Genomic DNA, 25,482 nt, shown 5'->3' with positions numbered 1-25,482 from the left:
AGGCCGTGACGACCACATCGGCAAGGACAAGATCCTTGAGCTGATGGCGGCTGTCGACGACTACATCCCGACGCCTGAGCGTCCGATCGACCAGCCTTTCCTGATGCCGATCGAGGATGTGTTCTCGATCTCGGGCCGCGGCACGGTTGTGACCGGCCGTATCGAGCGCGGTGTCGTCAAGGTTGGTGAAGAGATCGAAATCGTCGGCGTCCGTGACACCTCGAAGACGACCTGTACCGGCGTTGAAATGTTCCGCAAGCTGCTCGACCAGGGCCAGGCTGGCGACAATGTCGGTGTGCTGCTGCGCGGCGTCGATCGTGAAGGTGTCGAGCGTGGCCAGGTTCTGGCCAAGCCGGGCTCCATCACGCCGCACCACAAATTTGTGGCAGAAGCCTATATCCTGACCAAGGAAGAGGGTGGCCGTCACACGCCGTTCTTCACCAATTACCGTCCGCAATTCTACTTCCGCACGACCGACGTCACCGGCGTCGTGACGCTGAACGAAGGCACGGAAATGGTGATGCCGGGCGACAATGTTGAAATGAATGTCGAGCTGATCGTGCCGATCGCCATGGAAGAGAAGCTCCGCTTCGCCATCCGTGAAGGTGGCCGCACCGTCGGCGCCGGCGTCGTCTCTAAGATTATTGAATAGTCTTTGAGGCAAACCGGCCGGCCCAACCGTCAGCAAGATCTGGCGGCGCCGGCGTCGTCTCGAAAATCATCGAGTAGACACACCCGATATCGACGCATGAATGCGGCGCGCTCCTCGTGGAGCGCGCCGTTTTCGTTTGCGCCAGGGCTGGCGCTTGCTGACCGCTCATCTGGACACCGCCGAGTGGCGTGGATAGGTGTTTTCGGTCCGTTTGTTACAGGTAGTGACCCGCCATGGCCGATACACTCGATCTTCGCCTCAATCCGGCTCTAGATGCCGCCGAGTGGGCGAGCCGTTATGCCGAGACGCCGCTGGTCCAGATCCCCGACGTGTTCGAGCCTGACCTCGCCGAGCAGATCAGCACCCTCCTGCGGGATACGCTGAACTGGCGCCTGGTCTTTCCCGAACCGACGCCGCAGGGCGAGGGCGGGGAAGTCATCGTCCAGCTGACCCAGCAGGACGTCCAGCGCATGGGCCGCGAAGCGGTGGCAGCCCAGATCGGCGCCGTCATGCAGCGGGCGCAGAAAAATTACGGCTATCTCTACGACGCTTATCCGATGATCCAGGCCTATACCTCGCACTGGGATCCCGGCCATCCGATCCACCGTGTCACCGAGTTTCTCAACTCCCGCGAATTTCTCGATTTCGGCCAAGCCGTGACCGGGGCGCCACTGGTGACGAAGGCCGACGCCCAGGCGACCCGCTATGCGCGGGGTCATTTCCTGACACGCCATGTCGATGAGGGCCATGATCGCGAACGTGTTGCCGCTTATACACTTGGATTTACGCGCAATTGGCAGACCGATTGGGGGGGGCTGTTGATGTTGATCGAGGATGGTCTGGACGTGTCGCGGGCCTTCCTGCCGCGTTTCAACATGCTGTCGATCTTCGACGGGCGACGCATGCATGCGGTCAGCCCGGTTGCGCCCTTTGCCGGCGAGGGCCGCTATCAGATCACCGGCTGGTTCCGCAATGACCCCGCCGCCGGGGCGGCAGGATGAGCGATCCGCGTCTTGCCGAGGCCGGGCAACGCCGGCTGGCCGAGGATTTCGCGGGGGCTCGCGGCCTGTGCGATGCCGTCCTCGCCGAGATGCCGGATAATGCCGAGGCGATGGCGATCCAGGGCGTCTGTGCCCTGGAGACCGGGGACTTCGCCGCCGGCAGCAGCTGGCTCGACCGCGCCGAGGCGGCCGATCCGGCCAATGCCTCGGCGCCGCTTTATCGCTCGATCCAGCATGAAATGTCCGGCAATCTTGCTGCTGCCCTCGAGGCCGCAAGCCGGGCAGCGACGCTCGCGCCGGGCCGGTTCGACGTCCAGGGCCGGTTGGGTGATGTCGCGGGCCGGGCCGGGGTCTATGACCTGGCCGGGGACGCGTTGTCGCGGGCGCTCGAGATCGAACCGCAACATCCTGCCGCGGCCCATCTCGCCCTGATGCTGGCCGCGGCGCGCCTGGAGACGGGCGACTTTGCCGCTGCCCGCAAGGCGGCCCGCAGTGCGGAGACCGGCGGGCTGGCCGGTTCACCGGACTTGCTGCGCGTACAGGCGATGGTGTCGCGTCAGCTCGGTGACTGGGTCGGCATGAGCGATCAGGCCGGGCGCTGGCTGGCTGCCGCGCCGGACGATGAGGAAGCACGCGGCGCGCTGGCGCTCGCGCTGGGTGAGCAGGGTTATTATCGCCGTGCCGTCGAGATATTCCGGCCGGTTGTCGATGCCCATCCCGGGGACGCGGAAAACTGGGCCGCGCTGGGGCGCTTGATGATCGGGGCGCGTGACATGGCCTCGGCCCGGTCTGCTTTCCAGCGTGCACTGTCGCTGGATGATGCCTGCGCCGAAGCGAGTTTCGGCCTGGCCCGGATCGAGACCATGTTCGGTCATACCGACGAAGCCATCGCCCTGGCCCGCCAGACCCTGGAACATGATCCGGCCCAGCTGGAAGCCTATGGCATGTTGTGCGAACTCACCCGCGGCGCCTTGCCGGAAGTCGATATCGAGCGCTTGCAGGCGGAGATCGACCGGCCCGACCTGGCCGTTGATCGCAAGGCGATCGGCCTGTTTGCGCTGGGCGATTGTCGTCACGCCGCCAAGCAGCGTGATGCCGCCTTCGCCGCCTGGCGCGCGGCCAATTCTTGCAAGCATGTCCAGCACACGGGCAAGGCCCGTTCCGCCTATGACCGCGGTGCCCACGAAGCCCGCGTCGACCGGCTGATCGCCGCGTTTGACGAGGTTGATACCACCGCACCGGTCATGGGCACGGGACCGACACCGGTCTTTATCGTCGGCATGCCCCGCTCTGGCACCACGCTGTTGGAGGCGGCCCTGGCAGCGCACGAAGATGTGGTCGGTGGTGGCGAGTTGAGCGCCATGATCGTCATTCTTGCGGAGTTCGAGCGCTGGGCGAAGCAGGCCCGCTATAGCGGTGGCCCCATTCCCGAGGCCCGGCTGGAGGCCTGGCGCGCCCGTTATCTCGGCCAATACGAGGCGCACGGGCTTGAGGGCGCGCGCTGGGTGACGGACAAACAACCCTCCAACTTCCTCGCCATCGGCCTGATCAGGCAGATGTTTCCCGACGCACCGGTGCTGCATATCCGCCGCAAGCCCGTTGAGACGGCCTTTTCGATCTATCGCCGCAATTTCTCGCGCATGTGGCCTTTTGCCCATGACCTCGGGGACATCGCCCATTACTACGCCCACCAGGCGCGGATCGGCGATCATTGGGCGCGGCATTATCCCGGCCGGGTCACGACGATCCAGTACGAAGACTTCGTGCGCGATTTCGAGGACCGGCTGCGTTACATCCTGGCCCGCACCCGGATCGGCTGGTCGCGTGCCTGCCTGGAATTCTACAAGCAGGATCGCGCGGTGATGACGTTTTCCGCGTTGCAGGTCCGGCGGGCGCCATCGCCGCAGCATCTCGACAGCACGACCCCCTATCGCGACTGGCTCGGCGCCTTTGACGATGAGCTGTCCTGCTGGCCGGTCGATCCGGACACCGGTGCCTGGACCGGACATGATGCCGACAATCATCCCCATGAAAATGCCGACGATGACACGGGTCGGCGCCGGCCCTCAAGCGGCGGCGGTATCGGCGCCTGGCTCGACCGGTTGCGGGGGCGGGCACGGTCATGATCGAGACGCTGCAGAGGGCCGCAGGTCTGCTGCAGGCTGGCCGCTTCGCAGACGCTGTTGATCTGTTGGACAAGGTCCTGTTGGCGACACCGGGACAGGCTGACGCTCTGATGTTGCGGGCCATGGCGCGCAGCCGGGCTGGCGATGATCCCGGCGCCTGCGCCGACTTTGCTGCCGCCGCCGACAGCCACTCCCAACCTGCCGTCGTCCATAATAATTTCGGCAATCATCATGGCCGGGCCGGACGGAGTGGGGCGGCGGTTGACGCCTACCGGCGCGCGATCGAACTGGCTCCGGACTATTTTGATGCCCGGCTGAACCTCGCCCTGACCCTGTCGGGCGGCGATGATTTTGACGTCGCCGAGGCAGCGTTGGACGATGTGTTGGCGCTCCGGCCGGGGCATGCCGGAGCGTTGAATGCGCTGGGAAATCTGGCGCGCCGGCGCGGCGATGATGTGGCGGCTGAGCGCGCGTTCACGGCGGCGATTGCCAGTGATGACCGGGCCGTCCTGCCGCGGATCAATCGCGGTGCGCTGTTGCGCGAGGCGGGCCGACTGGCGGAGGCCTGCACCGATCTTGAACAGGCCTGCCAGCTGGCGCCTGGCATGGCCGAGGCTCACGCCCAGCTTGGCCACAGCCTGCGCACGCGGCTCGATATTGCCGGTGCCGAGCGGGCCTATCGGCAGGCCTTGTCGCTGGCGCCGTTCGATGCGGGCTATCACGCCGACCTCGCCAGTCTCCTGTTCGAGGCGGGGCAAGGTGCTTCAGCACTGGACAGTCTTAAACAGGCAATCACGGCAAGTGGTGATCCGCAGCTCAACGCCCTGCTCGCGCGGCTGTTGATGCGCAGCGGCGACGCTGTTGCTGCCCGGGCCGCGGCCGATGCAGCCCTGGCGCGCGATCCCGCGGCTGTGGCGGCGGCCATGGTCCGCAGCGAGTTGAGTTTGCGGACAGGCGATGCCGCCGCTGCGCTGGTTGATGCGCGGCGGGCCTTTGCCATGTCAGAGGGCCAGGATTGGGCCGCCCGGCACGGTCTTGCCGAAGCCTTGCTGGTGAATTCAGCCTGGGCTGAGGCTGTCGATGTGTTGACCGTCGACCCGCCGGCGGAACACTTGCAAAAACACCTTGCCCTGCAGTCGGTCGCCTGGCGCCAAACCGGCGATGCCCGTTATGCCCGCCTGTGCGACTATGACCGTTTCGCGCGCAAGATGCCGATCACGCCGCCGCCCGGCTATGCCTCGCTGGCCGATTTCAACGAGGCGCTGGCGGAGCGAATCGAGGCCTTGCACGCCGATGGCGCCGCGCCGCTGGAACAGACCCTGTATGGCGGCACACAGTCAGCCGGTCGTTTGTGGAACAGCGATGACCCGGTGATTCGCGAATTGGCGATGGCGTTGCAGGATTTGTCCCGAAAATATCTGGCTGAATTGCCCGAGGACCCGGATCATCCGTTTCTGGCGCGCAATACGGGGCGGGCGCGGCTGGCCGGGGCCTGGTCCGTGCGTCTCCGCTCCGGTGGCGGGCATGTGGATCATGTCCATCCGGCCGGCTGGGTGAGTGCCAGCTACTACGTGAAAATACCGAAGCGTGTTCTGGATGGCGAGCGGGACGGATGGCTCCGGCTGGGCGTGCCAGGCCTGCCAGGTTTGGCGCTTCCGGCCGAGCGCTACATTCTGCCCGAGCCGGGCCACGCGATTTTCTTCCCGTCCTTCTTCTGGCATGGCGTTGAGCCGTTCCAGGGCGATGAGTTGCGGATCACCGCACCGTTCGACCTTCTGCCCGATCCCTGAGCAAGTTTCGTTGATCGACCTGCTGGTGCGACATCGCTACTTTCCGGCTGCTTTCGTCTGCGACAAACCTGCAACAGTGTATCGCAAAGACCGATTGTGACGGTGTGATGTCATTGACCCCCCCGAAATCGCAGACGTACCTTGCAGAAATGGAAAGCTTTCGGGCGATCCGAATCTGAGGGGGGCTCAAAACTCACGTGACTGAGTGAGCCCATCCTTTCCGTATACCTTACTCGGAGGGATTAAGAGTGAGATCCAAGTCCTTGAAGACTTGCCTGATGGCAAGCACGCTGATCAGCGGTCTGGCCGTCGCGGCTCCCGCTGTAGCACAAGACGACGACGTCGTTGTCGTAACCGGTTCGCGCATCCAGCGTACCGATACGGTGGCGCCGAGCCCGATCACGAACGTGTCTGCTGAGCAGCTCGCGGTTGTGAACACGGTCAACACCGAAGACTTCATCAATACCCTGCCGCAAGTCGTTCCGGCGTTCGACTCGACCTCGAACAACCCGGGTAACGGTACGGCAACGGTCAGCCTGCGTGGCCTCGGCACGACCCGTACGCTCGTCCTCGTCGACGGCATGCGCTTCGTCGGTTCCGGTCCGGCCCAGGTCGTCGACCTCAACAACATCCCGTCCGCGCTTGTCGACTCTGTCGACATCGTGACCGGTGGTGCTTCGGCCGTTTACGGTTCGGACGCTGTTGCCGGTGTTGTCAACTTCATTATGAAGGATGACTTCGAAGGCGTTGAGATCAACGCGTCGCAGGAACTTTCGCTGGGTGACCTCGATGGTGAGATCACGACCCTGTCGATCACGATGGGCGGCAATTTCGACGATGGTCGGGGTAACGCTGTCATCTCCATGGGTTACACCAACCGCCAGGCAGTCTTCCAGGGTGACCGCGACTTCTCGCAGCTGACCAATTGGGATCCGGGTCCGGGCAATGCTGCCGACGGCTTCATCGCCGGTGGCTCGTCGAACATTCCGGGTACCCGTATCCGTGGCGCGACCACGTCCAACTTTGGCCTCACCACGGCTGATGTCGAGACGTTCGACGGCGATTGTGTCGGTAACACCTGCTCGGGCTTCTTCGTGAACGAGCAAGGCCAGGTTCGTGGCATGCGTTTCGGTAACCCGAACGACACCTACAACTATGCGCCGTCCAACTACCTGCAGCTGCCGCAAGAGCGCTACAACTTCTCGGCCTTCGCGACCTATGAAGTGAATGAGCATTTCGAGCTGTACGGTCGTGGCGTTTACGCCAACAACGTCGTTGATTCCCAGCTGGCTCCGACGCCGGCCGGTGTGACCCTGAACGTTGACCTGTCCGACCCGAACATCCCGGCCGACCTTCTGGCTCTGATGACGAACGATGTCAGCATTGCGGACGATCCGCTGACACCGAATGTTGATGAGTCTTACACCGGTTCCAACAATGGTGACGGCACTGCCACCATTCGTACCTCGCGTCGTTATGAAGAGCTCGGCACGCGGAACTCGCTGCGTGATACGAGTTCCTACCAGCTGGTGTTCGGCGCTCGCGGCGACATCAACGAAAATTGGTCGTATGACGCGTTTGCGAACTACTCGCGCTCGTCCATCTCGCAGATCCAGACGGGCAACCTGTCCGTTTCGGCCCTGCAGGATGCCGTCCTTTGCCACCAGGCCGCGACCGGTTGTTCGGCCCCGTACGTCAACATCTTTGGCGGCCCGGGTTCGATCTCGGCTGAAGGTGCTGCGTACATCTCGCGTACCGGCGCCCAGATCGACAATGTCGAGCTGTTCCAGACGGTTGCGACGGTGAACGGCGAGCTGCCGATGTTCCAACTGCCGACGGCCGAATACGCCCCGGCCCTGGTCCTCGGTGTCGAGTATCGTGAATCATCCGCTGAATCGATCCCTGACTCCGTGCTTGGCCCGGACGTTCGTGGCTTCAACTCCTCCCTGCCGGTTGCAGGTGTGGTTGATGTCTACGAGTTCTTCGCTGAAGCCGAAGTTCCGTTGGTGACCGGCAAGGCGATGATGGAATCGCTGAGCCTGAACCTTGCCTTCCGTACCTCTGAGTACAACACGGTCGGCAACACCGAGACCTTCGCTGTGGGCCTTGGCTGGCAGATCAACGACCAGATCCGTCTGCGTGGTAACTTCAACCGCGCCGTTCGTGCTCCGAACGTCAACGATCTGTTCGCTCCGTTCACCAACGGCTTCCCGGGCGCAACCGACCCGTGCTCCGGCGGTGCCAACGGTTCCTACTCGGCCGCTACGATCGACGCGACCTGTACGGCTGCCGGCGTTCCGGCTGGCCAGCTTGGCGCAGCGTTCCAGGGCAATGCCCAGATGGAAGCCCTGTTCGGTGGTAACACCAACCTGGGTGCGGAAACGGCTGATACCTTCACCATCGGTGCGGTCATCGAGCCGAGCGCGATCGAAGGTCTGACCATCCAGCTCGATTACTACAACATCGAGATCCAGGATGCGATTTCCACGGTTCCGCTCCAGACGCTGCTGAACGAATGCCACCTGACCGGCATTCAGGCATCGTGTGACACCCTGTATCCGGCTGGTGGCGGTACCCCGTCGCGTAACCCGAATACCGGTGAAATGGGCGCCAGCGGCTTCCTGCCGAACCTGTCGCCGATCAACGTGGCAACGCTCACGGCTGTGGGTTTCGACCTTCGCGTCGATTACTCCTTCGCCGCTGACGTGATCGGCCTGCCTGGCGACATGGCTGTCACCTACTATGGTGGCTTTGTCTCCGAAGCAGACTTCACCACGTCGGCTTCGTCGCCGGTCATCGAATGTGCAGGCCTCTATGGTCTGGACTGTGGTGAGCCGACGCCGGAGTACAAGCACTCCATGCAGACGTCCTGGTACACGGGTCCGTTCACGACCTCGCTGCGCTGGCGTCACATTGGTGCGCTTGATGCCGATGGCACCACGGCAGCTGCGGTTTCCGACCTGTCGGACGACATCGTTGCGAAGAACTACTTCGACGTCACGTTTGCCTATGACGTGAACGAAGCCTTCACGGCGACGATCGGTGTGACCAACTTCACCGACACCGACGTTCCGGAACTCGGTTCGACCGCGTCGGAGCAGGCCAACACTTGGCCGGCAACGTACGAAACGCTGGGCCGTCGCCTCTTCGTGGGTGGTCGCCTGCGCTTCTAAGCGTAAGCTGATACCGAAATGGGGAAGGGCGGGCCGTTTGGCCCGCCCTTTTTCTTTGCCTGGTTTTGCCATCTGGCGACGGCGGCGTGTTGCGTTGGCTGCCCTTGCGGTTTGCGCCACAGACTTGACTGGGTCACCTTTGCGCCATGTCACGACGCTCCAACAGAACCAAGGCTCAGGCGGCGTGGACGCAGTTCTGGTCGCAGGCCGCCTCGGCGCCGGACCATCGTTTTCGCGATGGCCGGACTTCACACGTGTTGCGGTCGCACTGGGCCGGCATTTTCGACCGGCATTTCCATCCGGGCGCCTCGGTTTCCGTGCTTGACGCGGCCTGCGGGGAGGGCGAGCTGGTCCGGCTTGCCCATAACTGCGCTGGACCCGTCGAAAATCTCGACCTGAAACTGCACTGCACCGACATTGCCCCGGCGGCCGTTGCCGCGGCGACCGGGGCTGTTGCGACCGATGCCGTGCTTCCGGTGGTGGCCGACAGTGCCGCCTTGCCCTTTGCGACGGCCAGCTTCGACTGTGTGGTCAGCCAGTTCGGTCTGGAATATGCCGGTGAGGATGCCTTTGCCGATGCCGCGCGCGTGACGGCGGCGGACGGCGGCCTGCACGCCCTCGTGCACCGTCGCGGCGGCGCCATCGAGCAGGAATGCGTCGCCAATCTCGCCTTGCTTGATGCGGTTCGTGACAGCGGTCTCCTGCGCCGGCTCGACCGCCTGGTCGCGATCGCGGCGCGGCACGCCGTCGGCAAGGCGGCACCGGCCGCCCTGCAGCGGGCCATGCAGGCGCTCGCAACGGCTCTGGACGCGGTCGGCGAGGTTTTGCGGGGTGCCGCACCCGGCGCTGCCCGGACACTCCTGACCCGGCTCTGGCAGGATTGTTCGACAGTTGCCGGTCGCGCCGGTCATTACGCACCCGGTGAGCTGGAGACCTGGCTTGCCGCCCATGGCGCCGAGTTGGACGCCTACGCGCATCGCATGCGCTCGATGATTGCCGCCGCCCGGGATGATAGCGGGATCGCGGTGATTGTCCGGAATCTGGAAGCGGGCGGGCTGCCGGCTGTGGCCATTGACGAGGTGAGGGGGGCGAATGGACAGCAAAGTCTCGCCTGGTCGATCTCGGCCCGAACCGGCCCGTAACAAGGGCCGCAACGCAGGAATGTGTGTTTTAGCTGTTTTCTTATGCGGCCCCGCATTGTAGACAGCTGCGCTTCGGATGTGGCGGTGGCACGATCACCGTGATATCTCGCGCGCGGTCCTAGGGGTGTAGCTCAGTTGGTAGAGCATCGGTCTCCAAAACCGAGGGTCGGGGGTTCGAGTCCCTCCGCCCCTGCCAGGCCGTATGGAATTTCAGGTGGTTGCGCATGATGCGCTCCACCTCTTGAATAGAGGGCCCGAGCGGGCCAGATGGACTTGAATGACGCGGAACGCGAAGAATACGACGCCGGCCAAAGGCAAGGCTGAAGCGGCGGCACCCAAGAAAAAGGGTGCTGGTCCGTTCCAATACCTGTCCCAGGTCCGTCAGGAAGCCCGCAAGGTGACCTGGACGACGCGCCAGGAGAGCTTGGTCTCGACCGTGCTTGTGCTGATCCTCTCGGTGATCGCCATGCTGTTCTTCTGGGGTGTCGACTGGATCATCAGTTCGAGCATCCAGTTCATTCTCGCTCTCGGCGCCTAGGAGGAGGCTGTATGTCTGCCAAGTGGTACATCGTGCATGCCTATTCGAACTTCGAGAAGAAGGTCGCTGACGCGATCCGCATCGAAGCATCGATCCAGGGGCTGGAAGACAAGTTCGAGGAAATCCTCGTCCCGACCGAGGATGTCGTTGAAGTTCGCAAGGGCCGCAAGGTCAATGCCGAGCGCAAATATTTCCCGGGCTATGTCCTCGTGAAGATGGACATGACCGACCAAGCCTATCACCTCGTCACCTCGACCGCGAAAGTCACCGGCTTTCTCGGCTCGGGCAAGAAGCCGATCCCGGTTTCCGAGAATGAGGTCAAGCGGATCCTCGGCCAGATGGAAGAGGATGCGGAGCGTCCGCGTCCGACCGTCAGCTATGAGATCGGCGAGACCGTCAACGTCATCGACGGTCACTTCCAGAGCTTCAACGGTGTTGTCGAGGAAGTGGACGACGAGAATGGCCGCCTGAAGGTTGCCATCAACATTTTCGGCCGGGCCACCCCGGTCGAGCTGGAATACGCTCAGGTCGAAAAGATCCAGTAGCGTGTAACTGCGGGAGATGCCGGCGCCAAGTCCATGCCGGGTCGTACCGCAAACCCCCGAGGGCGCGATTGGCGCGTCCTTGATTATGGAGTGGGAACATGGCCAAGAAAATTGCCGGCTATATCAAGCTGCAAGTGCCTGCCGGCGCTGCAAACCCGTCCCCGCCGATCGGCCCGGCCCTGGGTCAGCGCGGCGTGAACATCATGGAATTCTGTAAGGCCTTCAACGCGAAGACCCAGGAGATGGAAAAAGGGATGCCGATCCCGACCACCATCACTGTCTTCTCCGACAAGTCCTTCACCTTCGTCACGGCGACCCCGCCGGCCAGCTTCTACCTGAAGAAGGCCGCGAAGATCCAAAAAGGATCGAGCACGCCGAGCCAGGCGATGGCTGGTTCGGTCTCGCTGGCCCAGTGCCGCGAGATTGCTGAAGCGAAATTCGCCGACCTCAATGCGAACGACCTCGACCAGGCGACCAAGATCATCGCCGGTTCCGCCCGTTCCATGGGCCTGCAGGTGACGGAGTAAGATCATGGCTAAACTCGGAAAACGCCTTTCGGCTGCGCGCGAGACCTTTGATCGCGACACGCTGTACTCGATCGACGACGCCGTCGCTCACGTGAAAACCAACGCCAAGGCCAAGTTCGATGAAACCATCGAGCTTGCCATCAATCTGGGTGTCGACCCGCGCCATGCCGACCAGATGGTCCGTGGTGTGTGCAACCTTCCGAACGGCACCGGCCGCTCGGTCCGCGTTGCCGTCTTCGCCAAGGGCCCGAAGGCTGAAGAGGCCACCAAGGCCGGTGCCGACGTCGTCGGTGCGGAAGACCTGATGGAACAGATCCTCGGCGGCAACATCAATTTCGACAAGGTCATCGCGACCCCGGACATGATGCCGCTGGTCGGTCGTCTCGGTAAGGTGCTCGGCCCGCGCGGCATGATGCCGAACCCGAAGGTCGGCACGGTCACCATGGACGTCACCAAGGCTGTCGAAGCCTCCAAGGGTGGCGCCGTGGAATTCCGCGTCGAAAAGGCTGGCATCATTCACGCCGGTGTCGGCAAGGCGAGCTTCACCGAAGCGGCCCTGGCCGAAAACGTTCGTGCGCTGGTCGACGCGATCGTGAAAGCCAAGCCGTCGGGCGCCAAAGGCACCTATGTACGCCGGATTGCCCTGTCTTCGACAATGGGTCCGGGCGTAAAAATCGATACGTCTGGCGCCGTTTCGGCGTAAAAGACTTGAGTTTCAGCCCGGACCGGATTATCCGGCCGGGCTGTTCCGGTCCGATTCACGTGTTTTGTGGGTCGGCCGGCCTGTCCGAGATCACAGGGAGTGGGCCGCAAGGTGCCGCTTTAATCCAATTCGGGCCCTGTGTGAGACAGAGCGAGATCGATCTGGCCTTGTTTGAGGTCTGTCGGTTCAAGCCCTGGGACAGGACGCGTCATGACGGCGTCCAACCCGCAATGGGGGAAGACGCAGTGATGGCGTTTTCACCGAACCGTCCACGGTGGACGGTTCAAACAGGGAGTCCGCAAAATGGATCGCAATCAAAAAGAAGCGACCGTTGAAGAGCTGAATGGCGTCTTCTCGGAAGCTGGATCCGTTGTGATTGCTCACTATACGGGCATGACCGTTGCGGAAATGACGGGACTGCGCACCAAGCTCCGCGAGCTGGGTGGCACGTTCAAGGTGGTGCGTAACCGCCTCGCCAAGATCGCACTGCAAGGCAAGCCGGGTGAGGGCGCCGCTGACCTGTTCACAGGTCCGGTGGCAATCGCTTACTCGGAAGACTTTGTGGCCGCGCCGAAGGTGATGGTCGAGTACGCCAAGGATAACAAGAAGCTCGTCATTCTCGGCGGTTTCATGGAAGAGGATGTGTTCGACGCCGCCGGCATCGACGCGCTCTCCAAGATGCCGTCCCGCGAAGAGCTTATTGCCACCATCTCGGCCCGCCTCATGGGGCAGGCCTCCCAGGTCGCCCAGCGCCTCATGGCACCGGGTCAAGGTCTGGCGGGGGCGATCGACGTCATCCGCGAGAAGGCCGACGCCTGATCACGTCATTCTCCGCTTTCGAACTGACACACTGAACATCGACAAGGAATTGAACAAATGGCTGATGTAGCTAAACTCTGCGACGAACTTCTCGCCCTCACCATCCTTGAAGCCAAGGAACTGAACGATCTTCTCGAAGAAAAAGGCATCAAGGCAGCAGCTGCTGTCGCTGTTGCCGGTCCGGCTGGTGGTGGCGATGCCCCGGCTGCTGAAGAGAAGGACGAGTTCGACGTTGTCCTCACGGGTGCTGGTGACAAGAAGATCAACGTCATCAAAGAAGTCCGCGCCATCACGGGCCTGGGCCTGAAAGAAGCCAAGGATCTGGTTGAAGGCGCGCCGAAGGCCGTCAAGGAAGCCGCTCCGAAAGCTGAAGCGGAAGAAATCAAAGCCAAGCTGGAAGCCGCTGGCGCCAGCGTTGAGCTGAAATAGTCTCGCTTCGGCGTGACTGACACGGTGCTACGGGCGCGTGGGGTATTCCTGCGCGTCCGTTAGCCCGTCTTTGGAATACCCGATCCGGCCGCTGTCGTTCCAGGCCGGATTGTCGAACGGAAGGGGCTGTCACAGGTCCCGACCAACGGAACGGCGCCGCGGGGGCGATCCCCGCATACAACTGCGCAGTGCTGTCTGCGAAGGGAGCCGACATGGGTCTGTCGTTCACCGGCAAAAAGCGGATTCGCAAGTCTTTCGGACGTATTCCGGAAACCGTTGCGATGCCGAATCTCATTGAAGTCCAGAAGTCCTCATACGAGCACTTCCTGATGAAAGAGGTGCCTGCCGCCGAGCGCGACGACACCGGCATGCAGGCGGTCTTCAAGTCCGTCTTCCCGGTCAAGGATTTCGCCGAACGGGCTGTCCTCGATTTCGTGTCCTACGAGTTCGAGCCGCCGAAGTTCGACGTCGAAGAGTGCCAGCAGCGCGACATGACGTTCGCCGCGCCACTCAAGGTCAAAATGCGTCTCATCGTGTTTGATGTGGACGAGGAAACCGGTGCCCGCTCCGTCAAGGACATCAAGGAGCAGGACGTCTACATGGGCGATATCCCGCTCATGACCGACAAGGGCACCTTCGTGGTAAACGGCACCGAGCGCGTGATCGTTTCGCAGATGCACCGCTCGCCGGGCGTCTTCTTCGATCATGACCGTGGCAAGACCCATGCCTCGGGCAAGTACCTGTTCGCCGCCCGCATCATCCCGTATCGCGGTTCCTGGCTCGACTTCGAGTTCGACGCCAAGGACGTGGTCCACATGCGTCTCGATCGTCGCCGCAAACTGCCGGCGACGACGCTCCTGTATGCGCTGGGCCTGGACAAGGAAGAGATTCTCTCGACCTTCTATTCCACGGTCACCTACAAGAGTTCCAAGAAGGGCTGGACGGTTCCTTACGTGAAGGAACGCTGGCGCGGTGTGAAGCCGGTGCGCGACCTGGTCGACGCCAAGACGGGCGATATCATCGCTCCGGCCGGCAAGAAGATCTCCGCCCGTGCCGCCAACAAGTTCGCTGAAGACGGTCTGGCCGCTCTGCTGGTGTCCGACGAGCATCTGCTCGGCGGTTACCTGGCCGACGACATGGTCAATCTGGAAACCGGTGAAATCTTCGCCGAAGCCGGCGACGAAATGAGCGAGGAAATCCTCGAGACGCTGAAGAATACCGGCGTCAAGGAACTCAACCTGCTCGACATCGATCCGGCGACCGGCGTGGGTCCCTACATCCGTGCGACCCTGGCCGCCGACAAGAATGACAGCCGTGAACAGGCGCTGGTGGACATCTACCGCGTCATGCGTCCGGGTGAGCCGCCGACGGCGGAGACCGCCGAGGCTATGTTCCAGGGCCTGTTCTTTGATCCGGAGCGTTATGACCTCTCGGCCGTTGGTCGCGTGAAAATGAACATGCGTCTCGACCTGGATGCGCCGGACGACATGCGCACCCTGCGCAAGGAAGACATCCTCGCGGTTCTCAAGACCCTGGTCGATCTGCGCGATGGTCGCGGCGAAATCGACGATATCGACAATCTCGGCAATCGCCGGGTGCGTTCGGTCGGCGAGCTGATGGAAAACCAGTACCGCATCGGTCTTCTGCGCATGGAGCGCGCGATCAAGGAACGCATGTCCTCGGTCGATATCGAGACGGTCATGCCGCACGACCTGGTCAACGCCAAGCCGGCTGCCGCGGCTGTGCGGGAATTCTTCGGCTCCTCGCAGCTGTCGCAGTTCATGGACCAGACCAACCCGCTGTCGGAAGTCACTCACAAGCGCCGTCTCTCGGCGCTTGGCCCGGGTGGTCTGACCCGCGAACGTGCCGGCTTCGAAGTCCGCGACGTGCACCCGACCCATTACGGCCGGATCTGCCCGATCGAGACACCGGAAGGCCCGAATATCGGCCTCATCAACTCGCTCTCGACCTTCGCCCGTGTCAACAAGTACGGCTTCATCGAGAGCCCGTACCGCAAGGTTGAGCACGGTAAGCTGACCGAGCAGGTCGACTATCTGTCGGCGATGCAGGAGTCACGCTACGCGATTGCCCAGGCAAACGCCCATGTGAACGAGAAGGGCGAGCTGGACAATGAGTTCGTCAACTGCCGCGTCGCCGGTGATGTGACGCTCGTGCCTCGTGAAGATGTGGAATATATCGACGTGTCACCGAAACAGGTTGTTTCGGTTGCTGCGGCGCTCATTCCCTTCCTCGAAAACGACGACGCCAACCGCGCCTTGATGGGTTCGAACATGCAGCGTCAGGCCGTGCCGCTGGTGAAGGCGGAAGCCCCGCTGGTCGGTACCGGCATGGAAAGCATTGTGGCCCGCGATTCCGGTGCCGCGATCGCCGCCCGCCGGACCGGTGTGATCGAGCAGGTCGATGCGACCCGTATCGTCATCCGGGCGACCGAAGATCTCGATGCTGCCAAGTCCGGCGTCGACATCTATCGCCTGTCCAAGTTCCAGCGGTCGAACCAGTCGACCTGTATCAACCAGCGCCCGATCGTGCGTGTGGGTGACCAGGTTCATGCCGGTGACATCATCGCGGATGGCCCGTCCACCGATCTCGGCGAGCTTGCGCTCGGCCGGAATGTGGTCGTCGCCTTCATGCCGTGGAATGGCTATAATTTCGAGGACTCGATCCTGATCTCCGAGCGCATCGTGCGCGACGACGTCTTCACCTCGATCCACCTCGAAGAGTTCGAGATCGCGGCCCGCGACACCAAGCTCGGCCCGGAAGAAATCACCCGTGACATTCCCAATGTCGGCGAGGAAGCCCTGCGCAATCTCGACGAAGCCGGTATTGTTGCGGTCGGTGCGGAAGTCGCTGCCGGCGACATTCTCGTCGGCAAGGTGACGCCGAAGGGCGAAAGCCCGATGACGCCGGAAGAAAAGCTTCTGCGCGCCATCTTCGGTGAGAAGGCCTCCGACGTCCGTGACACCTCGCTGCGCATGCCGTCCGGTGCCACCGGCACGGTCGTCGAAGTCCGCGTCTTCAACCGTCATGGTGTCGACAAGGATGAGCGCGCGATTTCGATCGAGCGTGAAGAGATCGAACGTCTCGGCAAGGACCGCGATGACGAGCTCGCCATCCTCGAGCGCAACATCTATCAGCGTCTGGGTGATCTCCTGCTCGGCAAGACGGCGGTTTCCGGACCGCGCGGCTTCGCCAAGGGCGAGGTTTCACAGGACGCGCTTGATGAGACCCCGCGCAGCGGCTGGTGGCGTATCGGCCTCGACGACGAGAAGGCGATGGCCGAAGTCGAAGCCCTGCAAAAGCAGTATGACGACTCGAAAGCCCGTCTCGACCGTCGCTTCGAAGACAAGGTCGACAAGCTCCAGCGCGGCGATGAAATGCCGCCGGGCGTTATGAAGATGGTCAAGGTCTTTGTCGCGGTGAAGCGCAAGCTTCAGCCGGGCGACAAGATGGCCGGCCGCCACGGCAACAAGGGTGTCATCTCCAAGATCAATCCGATCGAGGACATGCCCTTCCTGGCCAATGGCGAGGCGGTGGACATCGTCCTCAACCCGCTCGGCGTGCCGTCGCGGATGAATGTCGGACAGATCCTTGAAACCCACCTGGGTTGGGCTTGCCGTGGTCTCGGCAAGCAGATCGGTGAGGCCTATGACGCCTACAAGCGTGATGGCAGCACGGCGACGCTCAAGTCCGAGCTGGACAGGGTCTATGAAGGCGATGAACTGCCGGAAACCGATGCCGACATTGCTGAGCTGGGCCGCAATCTGGCCAATGGCGTGCCGATCGCGACCCCGGTCTTCGACGGTGCCCGTGAGCCGGATGTGGCGCATTGGCTGGAAAAGGCCGGCTTTGATCCGTCCGGCCAGTCGACGCTCTATGACGGCCAGACCGGTGAGCCCTTCCGCCGCAAGGTGACGGTGGGTGTGAAGCACCTTCTGAAGCTGCACCACCTGGTGGACGACAAGATCCACGCCCGTTCCATCGGCCCGTACAGCCTTGTGACCCAGCAGCCGCTGGGTGGTAAGGCCCAGTTTGGTGGCCAGCGCTTCGGCGAGATGGAAGTGTGGGCACTGGAAGCTTACGGTGCAGCCTACACGCTGCAGGAAATGCTGACGGTGAAGTCGGATGACGTGGCCGGCCGGACCAAGGTCTATGAGGCCATTGTCCGCGGCGACGACACTTTCGAAGCCGGCGTTCCGGAAAGCTTCAACGTGCTTGTCAAGGAAATGCGTTCTCTCGGCCTCAATGTCGAACTGAAGAACGGCTAAGGCTGAACCATATTTTGCGGGGCAGGGCTCTCCCTGTCCCGCTTGCCCCTTTTGGGAGACGGCGACATGAATCACGACGTCATGAACATCTTCAATCCGGCTGCCGAAGGCCCGTCCTTCGACCGGATCCGCATTGCCCTGGCCAGCCCGGAGAAAATCCACTCCTGGTCCTTCGGCGAAGTGAAAAAACCCGAGACCATCAATTACCGGACTTTCAAGCCCGAGCGCGACGGCCTGTTCTGTGCCCGCATCTTCGGCCCGGTGAAGGACTATGAGTGCCTGTGCGGCAAGTACAAGCGCATCAAGTACAAGGGCATCGTCTGCGAGAAGTGCGGCGTTGAAGTTACCCTGGCGCGCGTCCGTCGCGAGCGCATGGGTCACATCGAGCTGGCCGCTCCGGTCGCCCATATCTGGTTCCTGAAATCCCTGCCATCGCGGATCGCCATGATCCTCGACATGGCGCTGAAGGATGTCGAGCGGGTTCTCTATTTCGAGAATTACGTCGTCATCGAGCCGGGCCTGACCCCGCTTCAGCCCTTCCAGCTGCTCTCTGAAGAAGAGTATATGGAAGCGCAGGACGAGTATGGCGAAGACGCCTTCACGGCCGGTATCGGCGCTGAAGCGGTCCGCGAAATCCTCATCAACATGGATCTGGAAGCCGAGTGCGCCAAGGTCCGTGAGGACATGAAGGAAACCGGTTCCGAGCTGAAGCTGAAGAAGTACGCCAAGCGTCTCAAGCTGATGGAAAACTTCCTCACTTCGGGCAATCGCCCGGAGTGGATGATCATGACGGTCATTCCGGTCATTCCGCCGGAACTGCGTCCGCTCGTGCCGCTTGATGGCGGCCGTTTCGCGACGTCGGATCTCAATGATCTCTATCGCCGCGTGATCAACCGCAACAACCGCCTCAAGCGCCTCATCGAGCTGCGCGCGCCGGATATCATCATCCGCAATGAAAAGCGGATGCTGCAGGAATCCGTCGACGCCCTGTTCGACAATGGCCGTCGCGGCCGCGTCATCACCGGTGCCAACAAGCGCCCGCTGAAATCGCTGTCCGACATGCTCAAGGGCAAGCAGGGCCGCTTCCGCCAGAACCTGCTCGGCAAGCGCGTCGACTATTCCGGCCGTTCGGTCATCGTGGTCGGCCCGGATCTCAAACTGCACGAGTGCGGCCTGCCCAAGAAGATGGCGCTCGAGCTGTTCAAGCCCTTCATCTATGCGCGTCTCGACGCCAAGGGCCTGTCCGGCACGGTCAAGCAGTCCAAGAAGTTGGTCGAGAAAGAGCGTCCGGAAGTCTGGGACGTGCTCGACGAGGTCATCCGCGAGCACCCGGTCATGCTGAACCGGGCGCCGACGCTGCACCGTCTGGGCATCCAGGCCTTCGAGCCGAAGCTCATCGAAGGCAAGGCGATCCAGCTGCATCCGCTGGTCTGTGCGGCCTTCAACGCCGACTTTGACGGTGACCAGATGGCTGTTCACGTGCCGCTCTCGCTGGAAGCCCAGCTGGAAGCGCGCACGCTGATGATGTCGACCAACAACATCCTGTCGCCGGCCAATGGCAAGCCGATCATCGTGCCGTCGCAGGATATCGTGCTGGGCCTGTATTACCTGTCCATCATCAAGGACAACGAGCCGGGCGAGGGCATGGCCTTCGGCAGCCGCGCCGAGCTGGAAGCGGCGCTCGAGTCGGACGTCATCACCCTGCACACCAAGATCAAGGCGCGCTGGGAAGGCATTGATGTCGACGGCAATCCGATCACCAAGGTGATCGAGACCACGCCGGGCCGGAAGATGATTGTCGACCTTCTGCCCAAGCACCCGAAAATGCAGCCGGAAATGATCGGCGAGCTGCTGACCAAGAAGGCCATCGGCGCCCTGATCGATCAGGTCTATCGTCACTGTGGTCAGAAGGCGACTGTGATCTTCTGTGACCAGATCATGGGTCTCGGCTTCAAGGAAGCGGCCAAGGCCGGCATCTCCTTCGGCAAGGACGACATGCTGATCCCGGACGCCAAGGCCGATCTGGTCGGGGCGACCCGTGACATGGTGTCGGATTATGAGCAGCAATATGTCGACGGTCTGATCACCAAGGGTGAGAAGTACAACAAGGTCGTCGATGCCTGGGCCAAGTGTACGGACAACGTCGCTGACGCCATGATGGACGAGATTTCCAAGACGACGGTCGGCGCTGATGGCCGCACCTCGGAAGTGAACTCGGTCTACATGATGGCCCACTCCGGCGCCCGTGGTTCGAAGAACCAGATGAAGCAGCTGGCCGGCATGCGCGGCCTGATGGCCAAGCCGTCCGGTGAGATCATCGAAACGCCGATCATCTCGAACTTCAAGGAAGGCCTGACCGTTCTTGAATACTTCAACTCCACCCACGGTGCCCGTAAGGGCTTGGCCGATACGGCCCTGAAGACGGCGAACTCGGGTTACCTGACCCGCCGTCTCGTCGACGTCGCCCAGGACTGCATCATCACCGAGGAAGATTGCGGCACGTCCGAGTGCTTCGAGATTTCCGCGGTTGTTGATGGCGGTGATGTTGTCGTGTCGCTGGAACAGCGCATCCTCGGCCGTACCCTGGCCCAGGAAGTCAAGGATCCGGCATCCGGCGAAGTGATCTGCCCGGCCGACACCTATATCGATGAAGATCTCGCGCTCGCGATCGAGATGGCCGGCGTCCAGTCCGTCTGGGCCCGTTCGCCGCTCACCTGTGAGACCCGCGTCGGTGTCTGTGCCACCTGTTACGGCCGTGACCTGGCCCGCGGCACGCGCGTAAATATCGGTGAAGCTGTCGGCGTTATCGCCGCCCAGTCGATCGGTGAGCCGGGTACCCAGCTGACGATGCGGACCTTCCACATCGGCGGTACCGCCCAGGTCTCCGAACAGTCCTTCATCGAAGCCGGTTCGGAAGGTCATGTGACCTTCAAGAACCCGTCAACGGTGACCAATTCCGATGGCGACCTGATTGCGCTGTCGCGCAATATGCAGCTCGTTATCGTGGATACCGAGGGCAAGGAGCGTGAAAGCTACAAGCTCGGCTATGGCACCAAGCTGAAGGTCAAGGAAGGCGACAAGACCACACGTGGTCAGCGTCTCGGCGAGTGGGACCCGTATACGGCCCCGGTCGTGTCGGAAGTCGGCGGCAAGGTGAAATTTGTCGACATCGCCGAAGGCGTGTCGGTGAAGGAAGAGACCGACGAAGCCACCGGTATCGCCTCCAAGGTGGTCATCGACTGGCGCGGTTCGGCCAAGGCCAATGCCCTGCAACCGACCATCGTCGTGCAGGACGAGAACGGCGAGCCGACCAAGCTCTCTTCCGGTTCCACTGCCAGCTACATGCTCGCCGTGGGGGCCATCCTTTCGGTCGCCGATGGCGACATGGTGCGTCCGGGTGACATTGTCGCCCGTATCCCGACCGAAGGCGCCAAGACCCGGGACATCACCGGTGGTCTGCCGCGTGTTGCGGAATTGTTCGAAGCCCGTCGTCCCAAGGATCACGCCGTCATCGCGGAGATCACGGGCCGGGTCGAGTTCGGTCGCGACTACAAGAACAAGCGCCGTATCGCGATTGTTCCGGAGGGCGATGACGCCGAGAAGGTCGAATACCTGGTGCCCAAGGGCAAACACCTGACCTGTCAGGAAGGCGATGTGATCCAGAAGGGCGAATACCTGCTCGACGGTCACCCGGCGCCGCACGACATCCTGGCGATCCTGGGTGTGCCGGCGTTGGCCAACTACCTGATTGACGAGATCCAGGAGGTCTATCGACTGCAGGGCGTGCCGATCAACGACAAGCACATCGAGACGATCGTTCGTCAGATGCTGCAGAAGATCGAGGTCAAGGATCCGGGCGACAGCACCTATCTGGCGGCCGAGCAGGTCGACAAGATCGAGTTCATCGAGAGCAATGAGCGTCTCGAGGCAGAAGGCAAGCGCATGGCGACGGGTGACCCGGTCCTGCTGGGGATCACCAAGGCGTCGCTGCAGACGCGCTCCTTCATCTCGGCAGCCTCCTTCCAGGAAACGACCCGCGTCCTCACCGAGGCGGCCGTCCAGGGCAAGGAAGACACGCTCGAGGGTCTCAAGGAGAACGTCATCGTCGGACGCCTGATTCCCGCCGGTACCGGCTCGATCATGCGTCAGTACCAGGCGATCGCTGATGATCTGGATGCGGACATGCTCGCCGAGCGCGAAGCGGCCGTTGAGGCAGAGGGTCTTCCGACCGAAATTGCCGAGGCAGCTGCTGAGGAAATGGCCGCTGAAGACGGTGCGAACTAAGCATATTCAGGGGCGATATCCCTGTAATAACTGAGAAAAGGCCGCCGGGTGACCGGCGGCCTTTTTGTATGGGCTGATGCCGGGCCCGGGCGCCTCAGAAAACCTCTGAACAAGCGCTTGACGAATGCGAGTCGCGTGCGTAGTTTCCGCGCTCGTTTGAAGGACGGGCCGTAACCCACGCGGTTAGACGTCGTCCACGGTAACGGAAAAACCCCAGACGCCGCCGTGCGAACCTCGTGTTCGGACGTCGGGGTCATTCTTTGCGTCCATCAGCATTTCAACATGCTGGGGGGCGTGGTTGTTGAGATTAGGAACGGATTAGAGCGGGATGCCAACAATCAACCAGCTCATTCGCAAGCCGCGAAAAGACAAGCCGAAGCGCAATAAGGTGCCGGCCCTGCAGGCTTGCCCGCAGCGCCGTGGTGTCTGCACGCGCGTCTATACCACGACCCCGAAAAAGCCGAACTCGGCCTTGCGGAAAGTCGCCAAAGTGCGTCTGACCAACGGGCACGAAGTTGTGAGCTACATCCCGGGTGAGGGTCACAATTTGCAGGAACACTCAGTTGTCCTTATCCGCGGTGGTCGCGTGAAGGATTTGCCGGGTGTCCGCTATCACATTCTTCGCGGCGTTCTGGATACCCAGGGCGTCAAGGACCGCAAGCAACGCCGTTCGAAATACGGCGCCAAGCGTCCTAAGTAAGGGAGACGTTCATGTCGCGTCGTCACCGCGCAGAGAAACGCGAGATTTTTCCGGACCCGAAGTTCGGGGATCGCGATCTCACCAAGTTCATGAACTACATCATGCTCGACGGCAAAAAATCCGTCGCCGAGCGCATTGTCTATGGCGCTCTCGAGATTGTCGAAGAGAAGCTGAAGCGCGAGCCGATCCGCGTCTTCCACGATGCCCTGGACAATGTGGCCCCTGAGGTCGAGGTCCGCTCCCGCCGTGTTGGTGGTGCGACCTATCAGGTGCCGGTTGAAGTCCGCGCCGAGCGCAAGAAAGCCCTGGCCATTCGCTGGCTGACGGGTGCTGCTCGCGGCCGTAATGAAAATACGATGCGCGAGCGTCTCGCTGCTGAAATGATGGATGCCTCCGCCAATCGCGGGACTGCCGTCAAGAAGCGCGAAGACACGCACCGGATGGCGGAAGCCAACCGCGCTTTCTCGCACTACCGCTGGTAACCCCTTACAGGCACAGACCCGTACCAAGGACCCTGACAAATGGCCCGCGACTACAAAATCGAGGACTACCGCAATTTCGGCATCATGGCGCACATTGATGCTGGCAAGACGACGACGACCGAGCGGATCCTCTATTACACCGGCAAGTCCCACAAAATTGGTGAAGTGCACGATGGTGCCGCCACCATGGACTGGATGGAGCAGGAGCAGGAGCGTGGCATCACGATCACCTCGGCTGCGACGACCTGTTTCTGGAACGGCAAGCGTCTGAACATCATCGACACGCCCGGCCACGTTGACTTCACCATTGAAGTCGAGCGTTCGCTGCGTGTTCTTGATGGTGCCGTGTGCTGCCTGGACGCCAATGCCGGTGTCGAGCCGCAGACCGAAACGGTCTGGCGTCAGGCCGACCGTTACAAGGTTCCGCGCATGGTGTTCATCAACAAGATGGACAAGCTGGGCGCCGACTTCTTCAACTGTGTCCAGATGATCAAGGATCGCCTCGGCGCCACGCCGCTGTGCGTTCAGCTGCCGATCGGCTCGGAAACCGAGTTCGAAGGCGTGATCGACCTGGTTATCATGAAGGAGCTCGTCTGGAAGGGTGAGGGCCTGGGCGCCGAGTGGGAAGTTCGCGACATTCGTGCCGAGCTTGCTGACAAGGCTGCCGAGTACCGTGAGGCGCTGGTCGAGACGGCTGTCGAGCAGGATGAAGCTGCGATGGAAGCGTACCTTGAAGGCGAAGAGCCTTCCGAGGAGCTTCTCAAGTCGCTGATCCGCAAGGGCTGCATCTCGCTGGCTTTCAATCCGATCCTGTGCGGCACGGCCTTCAAGAACAAGGGTGTCCAGCCGCTGCTCGACGCCGTGGTCGATTTCCTGCCGAACCCGACCGAGGTTCCGGCGATCAAGGGTATCGACTTCAAGACCGAGGAAGAAGTGACGCGTCGCGCCAGCGATGACGAGCCGACCTCGCTCCTGGCCTTCAAGATCATGAACGACCCGTTCGTCGGTTCGCTGACCTTTGCGCGCATGTATTCCGGTCACCTTGAGACGGGCGTGTCCCTGCTCAACACGGTGAAGGACAAGAAAGAGCGCATCGGCCGTATGCTGTTGATGCACTCCAATTCGCGTGAAGACATCAAGGAATGCTTCGCCGGCGATATCGTCGCGATCGCAGGCCTGAAGGATACGACCACGGGCGACACGCTGTGTGACCCGATGAAGCCGGTCATCCTCGAGCGCATGGAATTCCCGGATCCGGTGATCGAGCTGGCCATCGAGCCGAAGTCGAAGGCCGACCAGGAAAAGCTCGGCGTTGCCCTGCAGCGTCTGGCCGCCGAGGATCCGTCCTTCCGCATGAAGACCGACGAAGAATCCGGCCAGACCATCATTGCCGGCATGGGCGAGCTTCACCTCGACATTCTCGTCGATCGCATGAAGCGCGAGTTCAAGGTCGAAGCGAATGTCGGTGCGCCGCAGGTGGCTTATCGTGAATCGCTGGGCCAGAAGGGGCTCGTCGACTACACGCACAAGAAGCAGTCGGGCGGTTCGGGCCAGTTTGCCCGCGTCAAGATCGAATTCGGTCCCGGCGAGCCGGGTTCGGGCTTTGTGTTCGAATCCAAGATCGTCGGCGGCAACGTGCCGAAGGAATACATCCCGGGTGTCGAGAAGGGTCTCAAATCCGTCATGGATGGTGGCCTGATTGCCGGTTTCCCGGTGATCGACGTCCACGCCATGCTGGTCGATGGCGCCTATCACGACGTCGACTCCAGCGTTCTCGCCTTCGAGATCGCGGCTCGCGCCGCTTTCCGCGAAGCCAAGGCTCATTGCGCGCCGAAGCTTCTCGAGCCGATCATGAAGGTCGAGGTCGTGACGCCGGACGAATATACCGGTGGTGTCATTGGCGATTTGAACTCCCGTCGGGGTCAGATTGCCGGTCAGGAAATGCGCGGCAACGCCACCGTCGTGAACGCGATGGTGCCGCTGGCGAACATGTTCGGCTACGTCAACAACCTGCGGTCTGCGACCCAGGGCCGGGCGCAGTTCACGATGCTTTTCGACCACTATGAGGCGGTTCCCAAGGCCGTCGAACAAGAAGTCATCGCCAAGTCCGCCTAAGCGGACCTCTGGTCACAGTAAAACAACGAACACACGGATTTCGGAGCGAGATCATGGCGAAGGAAAAGTTTGAGCGCACCAAGCCGCACGCGAACATCGGCACGATTGGTCACGTTGACCATGGCAAGACGACGCTGACGGCTGCGATCACGATGGTACTGGCGGAAGCA

The 25,482-nt window shown here is 62.0% G+C and carries 18 protein-coding genes and 1 tRNA gene; all 19 read left to right on the top strand.

The annotated features are described in order from the left end of the window. Positions 1-652: EF-Tu/IF-2/RF-3 family GTPase (locus AWH62_RS05560; RefSeq protein WP_255371584.1), on the top strand; the 652-nt coding region annotated here is incomplete at its 5' end. Between the two features lie 233 nt (positions 653-885). Beyond that, positions 886-1,653 (top strand): 2OG-Fe(II) oxygenase family protein, encoded by a 768-nt coding sequence (locus AWH62_RS05555; protein WP_075189496.1) that lies wholly within the window; start codon positions 886-888, stop codon positions 1,651-1,653. Continuing rightward, a complete protein-coding gene (locus AWH62_RS05550; RefSeq protein WP_075189495.1) occupies positions 1,650-3,779 on the top strand; it encodes a tetratricopeptide repeat-containing sulfotransferase family protein in 2,130 nt (709 codons plus the stop codon). The genes AWH62_RS05555 and AWH62_RS05550 overlap by 4 nt, the downstream gene beginning before the upstream one ends. Next, on the top strand, positions 3,776-5,569 hold the full coding sequence (locus tag AWH62_RS05545; protein ID WP_075189494.1) for a tetratricopeptide repeat protein: 1,794 nt from the start codon (positions 3,776-3,778) through the stop codon (positions 5,567-5,569). Before AWH62_RS05550 ends, AWH62_RS05545 begins: the two co-directional genes overlap by 4 nt. A 278-nt stretch (positions 5,570-5,847) precedes the next feature. Further along, positions 5,848-8,742 carry a TonB-dependent receptor domain-containing protein gene (locus AWH62_RS05540; protein WP_075189493.1) on the top strand — a complete coding sequence of 965 codons (2,895 nt, stop codon included), beginning with the start codon at positions 5,848-5,850 and terminating at the stop codon, positions 8,740-8,742. A 146-nt stretch (positions 8,743-8,888) separates the two neighbouring features. Further along, positions 8,889-9,884, top strand: a complete 996-nt coding sequence (locus AWH62_RS05535; RefSeq protein ID WP_075189492.1) for a methyltransferase domain-containing protein — start codon at positions 8,889-8,891, stop codon at positions 9,882-9,884. Positions 9,885-10,004: 120 nt separating this feature from the next. After that, positions 10,005-10,080, top strand: a tRNA-Trp gene (locus tag AWH62_RS05530). Between the two features lie 81 nt (positions 10,081-10,161). Beyond that, positions 10,162-10,422: a preprotein translocase subunit SecE gene (gene secE, locus AWH62_RS05525; protein ID WP_083635032.1), complete on the top strand. Its 261-nt coding sequence runs from the start codon at positions 10,162-10,164 to the stop codon at positions 10,420-10,422. An 11-nt stretch (positions 10,423-10,433) separates the two neighbouring features. Beyond that, the gene (nusG, locus tag AWH62_RS05520; RefSeq protein ID WP_075189491.1) at positions 10,434-10,967 is read left to right on the top strand and encodes a transcription termination/antitermination protein NusG; all 534 of its coding nucleotides are present in this window, start codon (positions 10,434-10,436) and stop codon (positions 10,965-10,967) included. A 98-nt stretch (positions 10,968-11,065) separates the two neighbouring features. Further along, entirely contained in the window at positions 11,066-11,494 is a 429-nt protein-coding gene (rplK, locus tag AWH62_RS05515; RefSeq protein ID WP_075189490.1) for a 50S ribosomal protein L11, read from the top strand. Positions 11,495-11,498: 4 nt separating this feature from the next. Continuing rightward, positions 11,499-12,197, top strand: a complete 699-nt coding sequence (gene rplA, locus AWH62_RS05510; protein WP_075189489.1) for a 50S ribosomal protein L1 — start codon at positions 11,499-11,501, stop codon at positions 12,195-12,197. Between the two features lie 303 nt (positions 12,198-12,500). Next, on the top strand, positions 12,501-13,016 hold the full coding sequence (gene rplJ, locus AWH62_RS05505) for a 50S ribosomal protein L10 (protein ID WP_075189488.1): 516 nt from the start codon (positions 12,501-12,503) through the stop codon (positions 13,014-13,016). Positions 13,017-13,073: 57 nt separating this feature from the next. Beyond that, positions 13,074-13,445: a 50S ribosomal protein L7/L12 gene (gene rplL, locus AWH62_RS05500; RefSeq protein WP_075189487.1), complete on the top strand. Its 372-nt coding sequence runs from the start codon at positions 13,074-13,076 to the stop codon at positions 13,443-13,445. A 212-nt stretch (positions 13,446-13,657) separates the two neighbouring features. Continuing rightward, positions 13,658-17,731, top strand: coding sequence for a DNA-directed RNA polymerase subunit beta (rpoB, locus tag AWH62_RS05495; protein ID WP_075189497.1), 4,074 nt, complete (start codon positions 13,658-13,660; stop codon positions 17,729-17,731). A 66-nt stretch (positions 17,732-17,797) separates the two neighbouring features. Continuing rightward, the gene (gene rpoC / locus AWH62_RS05490) at positions 17,798-22,015 is read left to right on the top strand and encodes a DNA-directed RNA polymerase subunit beta' (RefSeq protein ID WP_075189486.1); all 4,218 of its coding nucleotides are present in this window, start codon (positions 17,798-17,800) and stop codon (positions 22,013-22,015) included. Positions 22,016-22,343: 328 nt separating this feature from the next. Continuing rightward, on the top strand, positions 22,344-22,715 hold the full coding sequence (gene rpsL, locus AWH62_RS05485) for a 30S ribosomal protein S12 (protein WP_011643738.1): 372 nt from the start codon (positions 22,344-22,346) through the stop codon (positions 22,713-22,715). Between the two features lie 11 nt (positions 22,716-22,726). Then, positions 22,727-23,197: a 30S ribosomal protein S7 gene (gene rpsG, locus AWH62_RS05480; RefSeq protein WP_011643737.1), complete on the top strand. Its 471-nt coding sequence runs from the start codon at positions 22,727-22,729 to the stop codon at positions 23,195-23,197. 39 nt (positions 23,198-23,236) lie between these two features. After that, complete coding sequence (gene fusA, locus AWH62_RS05475; protein ID WP_075189485.1) at positions 23,237-25,312, top strand: elongation factor G; 2,076 nt, start codon at positions 23,237-23,239, stop codon at positions 25,310-25,312. Positions 25,313-25,365: 53 nt separating this feature from the next. Further along, the coding region (locus tag AWH62_RS05470) for a GTP-binding protein (RefSeq protein ID WP_143742936.1) at positions 25,366-25,482 on the top strand (117 nt) is incomplete at its 3' end.

Origin of the sequence: Maricaulis sp. W15, from assembly GCF_001924955.1 — a bacterium.
Classification (GTDB): Bacteria; Pseudomonadota; Alphaproteobacteria; order Caulobacterales; family Maricaulaceae; genus Maricaulis; species Maricaulis maris.
This window is presented reverse-complemented; position numbering and strand designations above follow the sequence as displayed.